The organism is Actinoplanes sp. NPDC023936, from assembly GCF_040639325.1.
Lineage (GTDB): Bacteria > Actinomycetota > Actinomycetes > Mycobacteriales > Micromonosporaceae > Actinoplanes.
The window spans coordinates 496924-512804 of sequence record NZ_JBEZZR010000001.1 but is presented as its reverse complement, the minus strand read 5'-3'; the positions used below and the strand labels follow the sequence as shown (position 1 = coordinate 512804).

Annotated in this window: 10 protein-coding genes; 3 read left to right on the top strand and 7 right to left on the bottom strand. The window is 72.0% G+C overall.

Annotated features, from left to right (window positions below; genetic code table 11):
* The first annotated feature begins 113 nt into the window (after positions 1-113).
* The gene (locus AB0F72_RS02210) at positions 114-941 is read left to right on the top strand and encodes an ATP-binding cassette domain-containing protein (RefSeq protein WP_360423696.1); all 828 of its coding nucleotides are present in this window, start codon (positions 114-116) and stop codon (positions 939-941) included.
* On the opposite strand, the gene AB0F72_RS02205 is transcribed toward AB0F72_RS02210, so the two are convergent.
* The 4 genes from AB0F72_RS02205 to AB0F72_RS02190 are packed head-to-tail and all read right to left on the bottom strand — an operon-like array spanning position 919 to position 8611.
* A complete protein-coding gene (locus AB0F72_RS02205; protein ID WP_360423693.1) occupies positions 919-1581 on the bottom strand; it encodes an ATP-binding cassette domain-containing protein in 663 nt (220 codons plus the stop codon). The genes AB0F72_RS02210 and AB0F72_RS02205 overlap by 23 nt on opposite strands.
* A complete protein-coding gene (locus AB0F72_RS02200) occupies positions 1578-4574 on the bottom strand; it encodes an FtsX-like permease family protein (RefSeq protein WP_360423690.1) in 2997 nt (998 codons plus the stop codon). The genes AB0F72_RS02205 and AB0F72_RS02200 overlap by 4 nt, the downstream gene beginning before the upstream one ends.
* Complete coding sequence (locus AB0F72_RS02195; protein WP_360423688.1) at positions 4571-7546, bottom strand: FtsX-like permease family protein; 2976 nt, start codon at positions 7544-7546, stop codon at positions 4571-4573. The genes AB0F72_RS02200 and AB0F72_RS02195 overlap by 4 nt, the downstream gene beginning before the upstream one ends.
* A 45-nt stretch (positions 7547-7591) precedes the next feature.
* Positions 7592-8611: a magnesium transporter CorA family protein gene (locus tag AB0F72_RS02190; RefSeq protein WP_360423685.1), complete on the bottom strand. Its 1020-nt coding sequence runs from the start codon at positions 8609-8611 to the stop codon at positions 7592-7594.
* 21 nt (positions 8612-8632) lie between these two features.
* On the opposite strand from AB0F72_RS02190, the gene AB0F72_RS02185 reads away from it, so the two are divergent.
* Entirely contained in the window at positions 8633-9343 is a 711-nt protein-coding gene (locus tag AB0F72_RS02185; RefSeq protein ID WP_360423682.1) for a nicotinamide mononucleotide transporter family protein, read from the top strand.
* Positions 9344-9441: 98 nt separating this feature from the next.
* Here AB0F72_RS02185 and AB0F72_RS02180 read toward each other — a convergent pair whose 3' ends face one another.
* Complete coding sequence (locus tag AB0F72_RS02180) at positions 9442-10866, bottom strand: DHA2 family efflux MFS transporter permease subunit (protein ID WP_360423679.1); 1425 nt, start codon at positions 10864-10866, stop codon at positions 9442-9444.
* 94 nt (positions 10867-10960) lie between these two features.
* Between AB0F72_RS02180 and AB0F72_RS02175 the strand changes: the two genes are divergently transcribed.
* The gene (locus AB0F72_RS02175; RefSeq protein WP_360423676.1) at positions 10961-11623 is read left to right on the top strand and encodes a TetR family transcriptional regulator; all 663 of its coding nucleotides are present in this window, start codon (positions 10961-10963) and stop codon (positions 11621-11623) included.
* Positions 11624-11630: 7 nt separating this feature from the next.
* Here AB0F72_RS02175 and AB0F72_RS02170 read toward each other — a convergent pair whose 3' ends face one another.
* Both AB0F72_RS02170 and AB0F72_RS02165 read right to left on the bottom strand, forming a co-directional pair.
* Positions 11631-14150, bottom strand: coding sequence for an HAD-IC family P-type ATPase (locus tag AB0F72_RS02170; RefSeq protein ID WP_360423673.1), 2520 nt, complete (start codon positions 14148-14150; stop codon positions 11631-11633).
* Positions 14151-14795: 645 nt separating this feature from the next.
* Positions 14796-15821 carry a DUF916 domain-containing protein gene (locus AB0F72_RS02165; RefSeq protein WP_360423669.1) on the bottom strand — a complete coding sequence of 342 codons (1026 nt, stop codon included), beginning with the start codon at positions 15819-15821 and terminating at the stop codon, positions 14796-14798.
* Positions 15822-15881: the final 60 nt, after the last annotated feature.

Sequence of the window (15881 nt, the reverse complement as noted above, 5' to 3'; positions counted from 1 at the left end):
CTTCAACGTGGCGAGGGCCTCGCATGCCGGCGCCGGACGACGGCCCGCGGTTTCAGGCCCAATGCCAGGTTGAAGATTGCTCACAGCGGCGCGCGTTGATTAGTTTGGGCGTCATGAACGGACTGGCTGTGGCCTGCCGCCGAGTGGTGCACATCTATCGCGCCGAGGCCGGCGACGTGGTGGCGCTCGCCGGTGTCGATCTCTCCATCGCTCCGGGCGAGACACTCGCCCTGGTCGGGCCGTCGGGATCCGGCAAGTCGACGCTCATCGCCCTGCTCTCCGGGCTGATGCGCCCGTCCGCCGGGCGGATCAACGTGGGCACCTATGACATGGGCAAACTCTCCGACGGCGAGATCTCCCGGCTGCGCGGCACCGAGATCGGCGTCGTTCTTCAGGGCGCGGCGCGCAACCTCCTGCCGTACGCGTCGCTGCACCGCAACATCTGGCTGGCCCAGCGCCGCGCCGCGCACACCCGCGGCATCCAGCTCGACGACCCGGACCGCATCCTCGACCTGGTCGGGCTGCCCGGTCAGGGCCGCCGCCGGCTCGCCGACCTCACCCCGGGCGGGCGTCAGCGGGCCGCGCTCGCGGTCGGCATCGCGGCCGGGCCGGGGTTGCTGCTGGTCGACGAGCCGACCAGCCGCCTGGACACGGCCGGCCGCGACGAGGTGCTGGACGCGCTGGAGACGGTGAACCGGGAACGGCACACCACGATCGTGGTGGTCACCCACGACAACGAGGTGGGCGCCCGGCTCGGGCGGGCCGTGACGATCCGCGACGGCCGGGTCGGCGCCGAGGGCCGCGACGGCCAGGACTTCGCGGTGGTGGCCGGCGACGGGACCGTCCAGCTGCCGCCGGACGTGCTCGGCTCCTATCCGCCGGGCACGCTCTTCACCGTGCAGAACGTCGACGGCGAGGTCACGCTGATCCCGGGTTCTTGACCCACACGGCCACGCCGTCGGCCAGATGCAGCTCCCGGTCGCAGGCGGCGGCCGTCTCCGGGTCGTGGGTGGCCAGCACCACGGCGGCGCCGCGGGAGGCCTCGGCCCGCAGCAGGTCGATCACCTTCTGCCGGTTCGCCGCGTCCAGTTCGCTGGTGACCTCGTCGGCGAGCAGAACCTCGCCGTGCAGCGCCAGGCCGCGGGCGATCGCCGTACGCTGCTGCTGGCCGCCGGAGAGCTCGTCGATGAGCTGGTTCGCCTGCCCGGAGAGGCCGAGCGCATCGAGGGACTCGGCGGTGCGCCGCCGGGCGTCGGCCGGACTGCCGCCGGTGGCGATCACCGCCACCGCGATGTTCTCCGCGGCCGTGAGGATCGCGGCGAGCCCGTTCTCCTGCGGGATCAGCACCACGCCCCGGGCGACGGCCCGGTCCCGGTCACCGAGCGCCGTCCCGTCGACGGTCACCGTCCCGGCACGCGGCGCGAGCAGCCCGGCCATCGCGCTGAGCAGCGTGGTCTTGCCCGCGCCGGACGTGCCGGTGACCGCCAGCAGCTCACCCGGGCGCGCTGTCACGGTCACCGAGCCCAGCACCACGTTCCCGCCGTACCCGAGATCGGCCGCCTCGACGGTCAGCGTCGTCATGACATCCCCTTCTCTGCTCTCTTGCGCAGGGCCCGCCCACCGGCCAGCGCCACCACCACGTACACCAGGAAGACCACGCCGGCCGCGGCCAGCAGCACCGGCAGGGCTGGGCCGGACGGCATCGGCAGGTCCGGCGGGGTGAGGCCGGCCAGCGGCAGCGCCCAGCCGGTCAGCCACCAGGTCACCACGCCGACCAGCAGGCCCACCACGACCGCGAACCCGACGAGCACCGGATAGGTCCAGAGCGTCGCCCGCCGCACCACGCGCGCGGGCAGACCCTGCGCACGCAGGGCGGACAGATCACCGGCCCGCCGGTCCCGGTCCACCGCCACGGTCAGCACCAGCGCTCCGGCGCCGAGCATGGTGACGAGCACCGCGGCCAGCACGTGGAAGGTGAGCGCGAGCGCCGGACCCTGCCGGTCAAGACGTTCCTGGACCTGCGCCGCGCCGGTGTCGTCGACCACCGTGAGACCCTGTGCCTGGATCTGGTCGACGATGTCGGCGGGCGCGTCCGGCCCGAGCCACACCTGCGGTGCTTGCGCACCGTTGCCATCCACCGCCAGGCGGTCGGCGAGTTCCAGATCCATCAGTACGGCGTTCCGCCCGATCCGTGGCACCGCCGGAAGTGTCGCGACCGAGGCGACCGGAAGGGGATCCCCACCGAGGCTGGTGATCACGCCACCGGGTGCCCCGGCGCCGGCCTGCGCCAGCGGCAGCGGGTCCGGCGTCGCCCGGAACCGGGCCCAGGCGGTCCCCGCCGGAGCCGCCCGGACGCTGGTCCGGAGGACGAACCGGCCGTCTTCGCCGAGTTGCGCGTTCTGTGCCACCCACCAGTCAGCCGGGTCGAGGGTGATCCCGCTCAGCGCGCGGATCTCCACCTTGCCGACGGTCTCGGTCGCCTTGCCCAGCCCGGAGACGCCGATGCCGTTGATCCAGCAGCCCTCGGCGCAGAGCGAGAGCGGCTGCCGGTACCTGGCCGAGCCGTTCTTCAGCACCCCGATCTCCACGACCGTCTCACCGAATCCGGCCTGCGAGGAGACCGCGATCCCGAGCCGCATCCGCCGGTCCGCCGCGATCTCGCTGAGCGTCACGTCGACCACGATCTCGTCGCCGGTGAACGACGGCCGTTCCGGTGCCCGCGGGTGCAGCGACGCCGCCACGCCGGCGGCGGACGGCCCGCCCTCGGGCCAGGAGGCCACCGCGGCCAGGCGCGACGAGTCCACGGCGAGGCCGGGCACCCCGCCGCTGCCGCCGCTGGGCAGCTCGGTCACGGCCATCGCGAACCGGCCCTCCGGATCGACAGTGCGGACCGCGTCGAGCAGTTTGCGCCGGGGCACCCGATCGGCCGCCTCGATGGTGAGCACCCGGTCGGCGCCGGTGCCGAGCCACGCCTCGACCTGCCGGCCCTGTGCGGCCGCGTCGACCGCGCAGGTGGCGTACCCGGCCACCGCGGCGGCGGCCGCGAGCAGCGCGAAGAGCCGGCCGGCGCCGGGACGGCGGGAGAGCTGGAGACCGGCCAGTCCGGCGCCGAGGCGGCCGCGGTTCAGGGCCCGGCCGGCGTGCCGGCTGACGAGCGGGAGCACCGCCCGGGCCGCGAGCAGGGCGAGCGCCAGCATGATCAGTGCCGGGGCGAACGTGCCGAGGCCGTCGAGCGAGCCGTCCGAGAGGTAGAGCTGCACCCCGGCGGCCGCGGCCAGGACCAGCACCACCGCCTCGATCACCGGCACCGGGCGGCGGCTGCGGGTGGTGCGCTGCAACAGGGCGGAGACCGGGCTGAACAGCGGTTCCCGCTGGGCCAGCAGTGCGGCGGCCAGGGCGATCAGGGTGGCGGCCGGTGCGTAACGCAGCGAGGAGAGCGTCGGATCGGCCCCGGCGCCCGGGAAGAGCGCCGCCGACACCACGTTGACGAGCAACTGACCCAGCACACAGCCGGCCAGGGCGCCGGCCAGCACCGCGGCGAGACTCTCCCCGGTCGCCAGCCACCAGCGCGTCCACCAGCGCGCGCCGCGCAGCGCCACCACGGCGATCTCGTCGCGGCGGCTCTCGGCGCCGTGCCCCACGGTCAGGTAGATGCTGAAGCAGGCGAGGAGCACGAGCGGAACAGCCATCACGGGTACGAGCAGCCGCGCCTCCGCCCGGCCGCTCTCGATCCGATCGAACAGTCTCGGGATGCCGGTGTCCAGGTTGAGTCCCGGCACGGCCTCGGTGACCGCCTGCAGCCCGGCCAGGTCGGCGCGTACCGTGTCGAGCCGGTCGATGCTGAGCGTGCCCGGCTGGGCGATCGCGTCGATCGCCTCCACCGAGGTGGTCCGCTGCATCGCGATGAGCGAGGTCTTCGTCGTGAAGACCGGCTCGCCGGGTCCGATCAGCGGCCCGCTGACGAAGTAGCCGTGCGTACCCCAGTAGATGTCCGACGGGTCCGGCACCTGATAGATGCCGGCGATCGTGAACGTCTTGGGGTCGGCGCCCGGGATCCAGACCGGCGGCCGGTCGCCCTTGATCTGCGCCGCCCGCAGGACGAGCGCGTCACCCGGCGCCAGCTCGAGCCGTTCGGCGCTCTTGGCGCCGAGCAGCACGTCACCCTCGCCGGAGACGCAGCGGCCGGCAACCAGCACCAGGTGGTCACAGACGCTCTGCCGGAACACGAGCCGGGACGCGTAGAGGTCGGTCGGCTCCATCCCGACCGTCGGCATCTCCTCAGAGTAGACGTAGGAGAAGCCGGTCATCGCGTCCAGAGCCGCGCCGGCCGAGGCGACGTCGGCGGTCCCGCCACCGCCCTGCTCCTGCGCCTGGGCGTCCTTCACGGCCCGTAACTGGAGTCGCAGCTCGTCGATGTCGGCCGTCTCGATCTGGCCCTGGGCCACGGCCCGTTCCACCGCCAGCAGGTACGCCGGGGCGGCGACCGCCGAGGCGACGGCCAGCAGTGCCAGCAGTGCCAGGGTGACGGCCTGTCCACGCCGGGACCAGATCATCGCGAGCAACACGTTGATCATCGAGTGCTCGCTTTCCGCAGCCGGCGGGCCAGCGGCGTCACGGCGAAGAAGCCCACCAGGCCGAGCACTGCCAGGGCCACCACCGTGGCGACGGCGAGCACGGCCGGGGCCAGCGGATCAGGTGGTGGCAGCACCTGCCAGCCGTCCGCGAACGGTGGCAGGGCGTTCCCGATCAGCGGAATGGCCAGGACCGCGGCGAGCACGCCGGCGGCCAGACCGGCCACCAGCACGGCGGCCGTCACGGCGTAACTCGTGGAGACGGCGATGCGTACCGCGAGGCCCTGTGCCCGCAGCGCGCGCAGTTGCGCGCCCAGCGTCCGGTTGTCCACGGTGGCAGCCACCGCGATCGCCGCGGCCGCGAGCAGCAGCGCGGCCAGGCCGCCCAGCAGGGCGAACAGCACCACGGCGGCCGGGCCCTGCGAGCCGAGCCAGTCGGTCCGGCCGGCCACCGTCTGGTCACCGGTGACGGTGAGGCCGGCCGTGACGAGGTCGTCGATCAGGCCGGGCCGGGCGTCGCGGGCGAGCCACACCTCGAACTGACCACCCGAGTCGCTGTCGGCGGCGAGCCGGCGCACCGAGTCCAGGTCGACGAGGACACCCTCGTTGCCCACCGCGGGCAGGCCGGGCACCGTCCCGGCGATCCGGACCGGGACGGGCAGCCCGTACGACTTGAGCATCTGGTCGTTGTATCGCCAGGTTGCCGGCGCCGGGCCGGCCAGCACCACCGGCAGCGGCATCGGGGTGTCGGCGGCGTAGGCGGATGTGCCGATCAGCCTCAGCACGGCGGTGTTCTCGTCGGCGGCGATCCGCAGCGCGCCGCCGTCGATCGCGATGTTGAGGTTCGCCCCGTCGGTGCCGGGGCGCCAGCGGGCCACGTCACCGAGGATCGCGGGGTTCAGCTGGGTCAGTGCCCGGACGGTCACGCCCGACCCCTTCGGCAGCGGCTTGAGACGGCCGATCCGGTCCGGCGGCTGGGTGATCTGCCAGCGCACGATCCGGCACCCCGGCGCGACGGCGCAGCCCTCGGCCGCGGCGCCGACGGTCTGCTCCCCTGCCGCCAGGACTCCGAACACGGCGGTGACCGCGGTGCCGGTCGCCTCGTGCTGGAGGACCAGGCTGAGCCGCACCGGCACCGTGCCGTCACGCCGGACCGTGGCGGTCACCCGGTCGCTGGTGATCATCTGTGCGGCGGGCGGGGTCGGCGACAGCGCGGTGACCGGGCCGTACTCCGGGCGCCACATCGCCACCGCGGCGAGCCGGCCACTGTCCACCTCGAGGATCTCCAGGTCGTCGTCGTTGCGGTTGCGGACCACGGCCATCGCCTCCCGGCCGCCCGGGTCGGCGGTGCGGACCGCGTGCAGCAGCACGGTCCGGTTCGTCGCCTCCACGGTGAGGACCCGGTCCGCGCCGAGTTCGGCGGCGCTGCGCTCGGCGCGGGCCACCCCGTCCGCGTGCCAGGCGCCGGCCGCCGTCACGAAGAGCGCCACCGCGACCACCACCAGGGCGAGCACCCGGTCCGCGCCGGGCGCGCGGGAGAACTGAAGACCGGCCATGCCGAACCGCAGGCGCCCGGACCGCAGCGCGATCGACCCGGCCCGCCCGGCCAGCCGGCGCAGCAACCGGGCCAGCAGCAGGCCCAGCGCGAGCGCCACCAGTGCCGGGGCGACCGTCGCGAGGCCCTCGCCGCCGCCGTTGCGGGCCTGGTAGATCGCGGCGCCGGCGATCGCGAGCAGCAGCAGGTCGGCGAGCGCGGCCCGCCGGTCGCCACGGCCCGGGACGGCCCGCTGCAACAGCGCGGAGACCGGCCGGCCGAGCATCGCGGCCTCGACCGCGGCCAGCACGGCGAGGCTGCCGAGCAGCACCGCGACCACCGCGACCACGCTCATGGTCAGGGCGGCCTCCCGGTCCGGTACGGCCTGGACCGGCCCGGCCAGCATCCGGGCCACGAACCAGCCGGCCGGTGCGCCGATCGCCACCCCGGTCAGCAGCGGCACGAGATGCTGGCCCCAGGCCAGCCTCAGCATCCGGAACCGGGTGACGCCGCGCAGCTTGAGCAGCGCCGTGTCGGCGCGACGGTCACGCAGCGTGTACCAGCCAGCCAGCCCGACCGCGAACCAGGTGAGGATCAGCGTCTGCACGCCGGCCGAGCGGACACCGCTCAGGATCGTGGCGCGGTCCCGGGCGACCGTCTCGAGCAGTTGTCGCGCGCTGTGCTGAAGCCGGAACCGGGACGCGGTGACCCGGGTGTCGGCGGCGGCCAGCACGGCGGCCAGGTCGTAACCGCCGTCGCCACGGATCAGCCCGGATGCCAGCTCCACGTCGCAGACCAGCGTGGTGTTCCAGAGCGGGCGGGCCTGGAACGTCTCCAGCACGGTGAACGCCGGATCGATCTGGGTTCGTGTCCGGAACATCTCGCCGGCCCAGTACGGCTCGGTCACGCCGGTCAGCGCGTACAGCGCGACCACCCGGAGCACCAGCGGCGCGTTCGTGACCGAGCTCGTCATCGAGATCCGGTCGCCGGCCTTCACGCCGAGCCGCTGCGCCGCCTCGTGGCTGACCGCGACCTCACCCTTGCGACTCGGACAGGGGCCGTCGAGGCGTACGTTCGCGCAGAACCCCTCCCGGTGTGCCACCGCCATCGAGGTGGACTCCGAGCCCAAACGCACACCGAGAGTGACCGTGATTCCGGTCACCGGATCACCGAACTCGGGCGGGAGCAGACTTTTCACGTCGTCGGTGAAGCGCGCGAACGCCTCCTCCGGCAGCCCTTGGGTGTCGGCGCCGGAGCGCACCGAGACGACGCGCTCGATCGCGCGGGCCGCACCCAGGTCGGCCTCGGCGGCCCGGCCTGCGGCAGCGTACGCGTACCACGGGCCGGCCACGGCGACAGCCGCGGCCAGAGCAGCCAGCAACAGAATCGTCAACACCTGCGCGGTTCGTGCCCGAACCGCGCCGATGACGAGCATGAACATCGAACACCCCCGCTTCGAAAGGGGGACGTTACACAGCTCACATTTCTAGAGCCACCCACGTTTTCTCAAAAAGATCCAGAGACCGGCCGCGGAGATCACGATGAGTGCGGTACTCACGACGAAGCCGGACAGCCGCTCATAGCCCGGGTACGGCAGGTTCTGTCCGAAGTACCCGGTGAGCGCGGTCGGCACCGCGATGATCGCCGCCCAGGCGGCGAGTTTGCGGGTGACCTCGTTGAGCACGTTGCTCTGCTCGGCCAGGTCGGCGTCGAGCAGCTCGTTGATCCGGGTCAGCGAGTGCTCGATCAGCTCGAACGTCTGCTGGGCGTGGTCCTCGACGTCCCGGTAGTACGGCCGGAGCCGGTCACCGCCGGCCGGCTCGGTGGCCCCCGCGCTCCGGTCGGCGTCGTGCCCGATGTCCGCCTGGACGGCCCGGCGGACCACGTCGGGCATCGGGGCGACCGCGCGGCGCAGCGCGGACAGGGCCTTGCGCAGCGCGAACCCGTAGAGCCGGACCGACCGCGGCGCGCCGCCCTCCTCCAGCAGCGCGTCCTCGGCCGCGTCCATCGCCTCGTCGAGCGTCCGGGCGGCGGCCTGCTGGCTGTCCACGACGGTGTCGAGCAGGCCGTACACCAGGAAGTTGACCCCGCCGGCCGCGCTCAGCTCGGCGTCCGCGTCCCAGCGGCGCACCAGAGCGTCGACGTCACCGGGCGCCTTGTGGACGGTGATCAGCGCCCGTTCCGTGACGAACGCGCTGATCTCCACCTTGTGCGCCGCCGTCCGGTGCTCGAGCCGGACCGCGTAGACGTTCATGAACAGGTGCCTGTCGTACCGCTCCAGCTTCGGGCGTTCGTGCTGCTGCAGCGCGTCCTCGACGGCGAGCGGGTGCAGGTGGAAGGCGTCGGCGACGGCCTGGAGGGTGCCTTGATCCGGGTTGAGCAGGTCGATCCAGGCGACCGCGTCCGGTTCGGCCCGCAGCCGTCCGGCGGTCTCGGCGACCGGGAAGTTCTCCGCGACTACGTGACCGTGCGCATAGAGCCGAGTTCGGAAGGGGGTCTCACTCACCGCACCACAGTATGGTGAGCCGTGACCTGGATCGATCAGCTGCTGAGCACCTTCTACCACGCCAAGTGGCAGGTGACCGCGGATCAGGCCATCTACTGGCGGGAGATCGTCGGCAACGCGTTCGGCCTCGGCTCCGCGCTGTTCGGGCTGCGCCGCAGCTACTGGGCCTGGCCGGTCGGGATCGTCGGCAACCTGCTGCTCTTCACCGTGTTCCTGGGTCAGGCGCTCGGCAACGACCAGGGCACCCCGCTGTACGGTCAGGCCGCCCGGCAGGTGTTCTTCCTCGCCACCAGCGTCTACGGCTGGTGGGCCTGGCAGCGCAACCGGCGGCGCGACCACGGCACCGCGGTGATCCCGCGCTGGGCCGGGCACCGGCAGCGGATGGTGCTCGTCCCGGTGGCGCTGGCCGCGGTGGCGATCTGCTTCGTGGTGTTCCGGGAGATCGGCGCGGGCTTCCCGGTGCCGTGGTGGTACTACCTCGCCGACTCGTGGATCTTCGTGGGCTCGATCCTCGCCACCTACGCGATGGCCCGCGGCTGGGTGGAGTTCTGGCTCTGCTGGATCGCGGTGGACCTGGTCGGCGTTCCCGAGCTGATCCATTTCGGGTACTACCCGTCGGCGATCCTCTACGGGGTCTACGCGCTCTTCGTGATCTGGGGCTTCGTCGTCTGGTTGCGGATCTCGCGAACCGTGGCGGCGCCGGACCGGGCCGGGCAGCCCGCCACGGCGTAACCGGCCGGGCAGCCCACGGGCCCCTCCCGAGCAAGCCAGGGCCCCCTCCCGAGCCGGGCCGCAGCCGGCCGTACCGCCCGGCTGCGGCGTCGCTCTGATCAGACCGGCTCGAGGGTCTTCGGCTCGTCGGCAACCGCCTCGGTCCGGCCGCGGCGCAGCATCCAGAGGCTGGCGGGCACCCCGACCGCGACCAGCACCGCGGCCACGACCAGCGAGAACTGGTAACCCTCCAGGAAGCGGTGCAGCTCGGTGCCCTCGGCGGCGTTCGAGCGGTTGGTCAGGATCGCGCCGAGCACCGTCACGCCGAGCAGGCCGAACACCTCACGCGAGACGTTGAGCATGCCGGACGCGATCCCGGCGCGGCCGGCCGGCAGCGCGTCGACGACCACGGTGCTGAGCGGGATCAGCAGGCCGCCGCCGACGCCGTAGAGCGCGAACCAGGGCAGCAGGTCGGCGTAGGAGGTGCCCTCGCCGTACTGTGCGATGCCGGCGATCGCCGCGGCCATCACCGCGAGACCGAAAGCGGTCACCCGGGCGACGCCGAACCGGGCTTCGAAGCGGGGTGCGAGGACCGCGCCGACCGCCGTGATGATCGCCATCGGGACGAAGGCCGCACCGGCCCCGGTGGGCGAGAACCCGAGCACGTTCTGCAGGTAGATCGCCATGTAGAAGTAGATGCCGAACACGCCGAACGCCCACAGGCCCATCGCGAGCAGCCCGCCGGTGAACATCCGTGAGCGGAAGAACGAGAGCTCCACCATCGAGTCGGCGCTGCGGCTCTGCACGATCAGGAAGGCCACCGCGGCCGCCGCGGCGACACCGAACGATCCCAGGATCAGCGGTGCGGTCCAGCCCTCGGCGTCACCCTCGATCAACGCGTACGTGAGCGCGAAGAGCGAGAGAGACGAGGTGATCAGCCCGGCCGGGTCCAGGCGCCGCAGGGCGCCGGTGAGGTTCGCCTGCCGCTGCCCGGCCGGCACGCTGAACAGGGTGAGGCCCAGCGTCGCCACGCCGATCGGCAGGTTGATCAGGAAGATCCAGCCCCACGACACGTGCTCGCTGAGCACGCCGCCGGTGAACGGCCCGACCGCGAGCGCGAGCGCTCCCACCCCGCCCCAGACGCCGATCGCGGTGGCCCGCTCCTTCGGGTTCGGGAACAGCTCCTGCAGCAGAGCGAGCGAGGCCGGCGCCAGCAGCGCCGCGCCGACGCCCTGCACGGCACGAGCGCCGATCAGCAGGCCCTGGCTGTCCGCCAGGCCGGCCGCGACCGAGGCGACCGTGAAGATCACCAGCCCGCCGAGGAACGCGAGCCGGGTGCCGAGCACGTCGGCGACGCGCCCACCGGCCAGCAGCAGGCCGGCGAAGACCAGGATGTACGAGCTCGTGATCCATTCCAGTCCGGCGATGCTCAGTCCGAGATCGCGCTGAATGCTCGGCAGGGCGACGTTCACCACGTTGTTGTCGAGGTACGTCATGAACGTCCCCAGGGCGACCGCGACGAGCGCCCACCATCTCTTTTCCATCTGCCCACTCCCCCTGTGCCCACTTCGTATACACCGTCCATGTACAACGTACATGTACGTCGTACATGAGACCTGTACGTTGTATGGTTGTCAAGTGACGGGTGATCGACTGACCAAGGCGACGGTGGCCGAGTGCGCCCTGCGCCTCGCCGACGCGGAAGGCGTGGAGGCGGTCACGATCCGCCGGCTCGCCAAGGAGCAGGGCGTCACCCCGATGGCGCTGTACTGGCATTTCAAGAACAAGGACGAGCTGCTGCTCGGGATCGTCGACCACGCGCTCTCCGGCGTCCGCGCCGACCCGGCCGCCGGCGATCCGTGGCAGAAACGGCTGCGGACCGTGTTCGAGACGGTCGTCGGCGTGATGCGGAAGCACCCGTCGCTGCCGACCCTGCTGTACGCGGTCGACAAGACCCAGACGGAGAGTTTCACCCGGGCCACCAACGACACGCTCGCGCTGCTGTCCGACGCGGGGTTCACTGTCGAAGAGGGTTACTGGGTCGCCACCCACCTGCTGAACGCGGCGATGGGCCTGGTCGCCGGCGAGCCGGGCTGGTGCCCGCCGGGCATGGCGTCCGAGGAGGCCGCCGAGTGGCGGCGGCAGAAACGGCTGAGGATGTCGCTGCTGCCGGTCGACCGCTTCCCGAAGATGATCGAGTACGCCGCGTCGGTCGACGACGAGCCCGACGTGGACCGGTACTACGCGTTCTGCGTCGATCTGATCATCAGCGGCGTCGAGGCGATGGCCGCCTCCCGCTGACCGGTCGTCATCCTCGTTCGGCCGGCCGGTTGAAGCCGATCATGCGCCTCAGCAGATCGTGGCGCCAGACGGCGCTCAGCAGCAGGAACCATGGTGGCAGCGCCAGGCCGGCGACGCCGAACGCGGCAACGTCCGGGAAGAGCCCGAAGTAGTCGGAGAGCACGGGCGTGGCGAGGATGGCGCAGAAGACAGCGATGAGGGCGCCGACGAGGATCGCGGGACGCTTGTCGTGCCGCACCGGGGTCCAGCTCGCGAACAGGCGGGCCGGGGGTTTCAGGAAGAGGATCAGCAGGAACGCGGTGAACGAGGTGAACACGGTCAGGCCGGTCTGTGCGACGACCGTGGCAGCCTGCTCGGTGAAGGTGGCATTGGTGCTCAGCAACCCGGTGAATTCCTCGAAGCGGCCGACCAGGTGGTCGGGGACGTGCTTGCCGGGCAATCCCAGGACGAACTCGTAGAGCACCGCGTAGACGGCGACTCCGAACAGCGCGGTCACGATGGCTGCGGGAACCACGAACCGGGCCAGTGACCCGATCAGGTCGGCGTTCGGCGGCTCCGGTTTCGCCCAGGCGGTGAGCAGCATCGTGGGCAGGCCGACGGTGAACAGCACCAGTGCCACCTGTGCGGGTTCGTAGGGAAAGCCGAGTCCCAGGATGGCGACGCCGATGATGACCAGGATGGAAGTGCTGACCCGGGCCAGGTAGAGGTACATCGACGTGGCGATCCCCGTGACGATGCGCCGTCCCTGCCGCTGGGCCGGCGCGAGCGCGTGGAAGGAGTCGTCGAGCAGCACGACGTCGGCGATGTCGCAGGCGACGCTGTTGCCGCTGCCCAGAGCAACGCCGACGTGGGCCTTCTTCAGCGACGGGATGTCGTTGACCCCGTCACCGATCATCGCGGTGTACCGCCCCTGCCGGCGGAGGGCGCCGAGCATGCGTTCCTTCGTCCTCGGAGCGACGCGGCCGAACACCGTGCCCCGGGCGACCGCGTCGTCGAACGCCGCCGGTGTCATCGCCTCCAACTCGGGACCGGTGACCGGCTCGCCGCCGCCCAGTCCGATCAGGCGGGCCAGAGCCGCCACCGTCCGTGGGTCGTCGCCGGAGATGACTTTGATGTCGACGCCCTCGGTACGCAGGCCGGCCAGGGTGTCGGTGACTCCGTCGCGGAGTTCGTCGCGCAGCGCCACCAAGGCCAGCGGCGTCAACGCGGGTAGCGCCGGCGTGCCGGCGGAGTCGCGGAAACCGGCGTCGGGGTCGACGGTGGCGGCGAACAGCAGCACTCGCAGGCCCTGGCGGGTCAGGTCGTCCAGGATGGCGTACATCCGCATGTTCGCCCCGGCCGGGAACGCGTCTGCCAGCGCCTCCACCGCGCCCAGAACAAAGCCGCCGTCCGGACCGCCGGCCGCGCTCCATCGGCGCTCCGGCGAGAACGGGACCTCCTCGTGCAACGGCGGCTGCGAACCGGGCAGTGCCTCGGTCAACGCGACGACGGTGTGGCTACGGGTTGTCATGCTCTCGGCCACGGTTCCCAGCAGCCCGCGTACCGTCGCCGGGTCGTGCCCGTCGAGTGGCTCCACGCGTTCCAGGCGCATCCGGCCGGTCGTCAGGGTTCCGGTCTTGTCGGTGCAGAGCACGTCGACGCCGCACAGCGCCTCGACGGCACTGACCTGCTGGATCAGCGCACCCTGACGGGCGATGGCGGCCGCGCCGACCGCGTAGGAGATGGTGATGAGGAAGAACAGCCCGTACGGCACGAGCCCGGACAGCACGGCCGCGGTCTGCACAACCTCGACCAGGGCCAGTCCCTTGAGTGCGGCATTGGCCAGCACAGCGGCGCTCATCAGCGCCACGGTCAGCATGATCAGCCGGACGATCGCGTCGATACGCCACTGCATTGGCGTGGGTTCGGGCTGCCACGACTTGGCGGTCGCGGCCAGCGCGCCTACGTTGCTGCCGGCGCCGACCACTTCGGCCGTCTGGTACGCCGACCCGCCCAGCACCACCGTGCCCGAATGCAGCCGGTCACCGGTCCCCTTCAGCACCGGATCGGTTTCGCCGGTCAGCGAGGATTCATCGACCTCGAGCCGGTCGCCGGCGGTCACCGGCCCGTCCACCGCGATCTGGTCACCGGCGGCCACGCGGAGCAGGTCGCCGCGGACGAGTTCCTCGGGTGCCACCTCCTGCTCGATGCCGTCACGGACCACCCGGCAGGGTGCGCGGTGCAGCAGTTTGAGCCGGTCGAGCTTCTGCTTGGCGCGGATCTCCTGAATCGAGCCGATCAATGAGTTGAGCACCCCGAGGCCGACGCTGACCACGGCGTCCTTCGTGCGCCCCATCGCCAGCAGGCTGAGCCCGATCACGTACAGGAAGTTGTTGAAGAGGGTGAACAGGTTCGCTCGCAGGATGGACAGATATCGGCGGGAGGCCGCCGACCGGACGGTGTTCGTCTCGCCGCGTGCCCGCGCCGCCGCGACCTGGTCAGACGTCAGCCCGGCCGCGGGCGCGGTGTCAGCGTGAAGGACTGTCATCGCCCCGTCCGTTCGATCGCCACCCCTTGACGACGAGCGTAGGCGTTCGGCAGTCAGCGCCACCCGCAACCGCACAATCCGGGTCGGTGCGGACCGCCGGGTCGGCTGCACCTTCGCGCCGGCCGCTATCCAGCATCAATGCGCGGCTCGATCGACATTGCCGCGCCTGGGAGCACTGACCCCGCTGGCTAATTAAGAAAGCCCGCTACCAGCAGATATTCGGCCTCGGCCCCGCGCCCTCGCGTGCCCCGCCGACCCCGCGCCGGCGTCCTGCGGCTGGCACCTCGCACCCGGCACCTCGCACCTGGCACCTCGCACCTGGCACCTCCCGCCTCGCCGATCTTGGAACCCGCCGCCCCGGCCGTAGCCCACACATGTGATCAAGCCCGGGTAACCGCTCGGGCCTACGGCTGGCGCCACCCGGCCGTAGCCCACACATGTGATCAAGCCCGGGTAACCGCTCGGACCTACGGCTGGCGCCGCCCGGCCGTAGCCCACACATGTGATCAAGCTCGGGTAGCCGCTCGGGCCTACGGCCGGCGCCGCCCGGCCGTAGCCGAGGCGAGGCGTTACCCGTGCAAGTCGTCCCCGATCACGGTGCGGCCGGCGGGTCCACCTCGTCCCGGAATACCGCACGCGAGCGGATCATGGGGTCGCGCTGCGCTCGCGCAACGCCTCTTCGACGGCCTCGCGCACGCGCTCGTCCTCCCGGTCCTTGCGCTTGGCGCGCCGCCGCCGGCTCGTCACGACGCCGGCGATCAGCAGGGCGATCAGTACGACCAGGAGCGCGGTCAGCGTCCACGGAAGCGCCCAGACATGCGCGGTGGCGGTCACCGGGTCCAGCGACGTCGTCGAGCCGGACGCGTCGGTGAGCAGGGGTGTCAGTTCCGCGGTGGCGGTGAGGACGACGGCCGGGGAGACGTCGTGCAGCGGCACGGTGACGTTCCAGGACTCGCCGGGCAGCAACTCCGGCGGCGAGTCGACGGTGCCGGCGTCGGTGCGCAGCCAGCCGAACGGGCCGGCCACCGAGATCTGCTGGCGGGCGGACTCGACGGCGTTGCCGGTGTTGCGGATCGTGTACGAGACGGTGGCGTCGCCCGTTCCGAACGGGTTCGCCGAACCGGTGTAGTCGACTGTGAAGTCCTCGACGGCCAGTCCGGGCACGAGATCGCCGCCGACCCGCAGCTTGATCTTGATGCCGAGGCGGCGTTCGACGTTGATCGTCTGATCGGACGCCTGCGACAGCGAGGTCACGATGCCGCCCACGTAGTCGCCGGGCGTCGCGTTCGAGGGTACGTCCACGCTGAACGGGACCGACGCCTCCTTGCCCGCCGGCACGGTGACGGTCGACGCGCCGGCATGCACCCAGGCGCCGATGGCGACCGACTTCTTGTCGGCGGTGAGCAGGTCGAGCTGCCCTTCGCCGGTGGTGTACCCGTCGGCGGCGTAGACCGCGAGCGTGAGCGGCGCCGACCCGTGGTTCGCCACCACCAGGGCGTCCGTCGCCGCGGCGCCGGCGTTGACCGCGTAGCTGTAGCTGGACCGGTCGTCGCCGTAGCTGTTCGAGGCGGTCCGGACCGTCCAGGTGACATCACCCTCGGCGGCGAGGGCGGGCGCCGGGCTCAGCACGGACACGAGAGCGGCGACAACGGACAGGGCGGCAAGACGCATCGGAATTCCTTAAACGAGACCAGCCCCGGCGAACGAGACGAGGCCCAGCGAACGAGACGA

Excerpts from the sequence above, each read along its gene's own strand:
- AB0F72_RS02210 (WP_360423696.1), top strand. The coding sequence starts at position 114 with ATGAACGGACTGGCTGTGGCCTGCCGCCGAGTGGTGCACATCTATCGC.
- AB0F72_RS02205 (WP_360423693.1), bottom strand. The coding sequence starts at position 1,581 with ATGACGACGCTGACCGTCGAGGCGGCCGATCTCGGGTACGGCGGGAAC.
- AB0F72_RS02200 (WP_360423690.1), bottom strand. The coding sequence starts at position 4,574 with ATGATCAACGTGTTGCTCGCGATGATCTGGTCCCGGCGTGGACAGGCC.
- AB0F72_RS02195 (WP_360423688.1), bottom strand. The coding sequence starts at position 7,546 with ATGTTCATGCTCGTCATCGGCGCGGTTCGGGCACGAACCGCGCAGGTG.
- AB0F72_RS02180 (WP_360423679.1), bottom strand. The coding sequence starts at position 10,866 with ATGGAAAAGAGATGGTGGGCGCTCGTCGCGGTCGCCCTGGGGACGTTC.
- AB0F72_RS02170 (WP_360423673.1), bottom strand. The coding sequence starts at position 14,150 with ATGACAGTCCTTCACGCTGACACCGCGCCCGCGGCCGGGCTGACGTCT.
- AB0F72_RS02165 (WP_360423669.1), bottom strand. The coding sequence starts at position 15,821 with ATGCGTCTTGCCGCCCTGTCCGTTGTCGCCGCTCTCGTGTCCGTGCTG.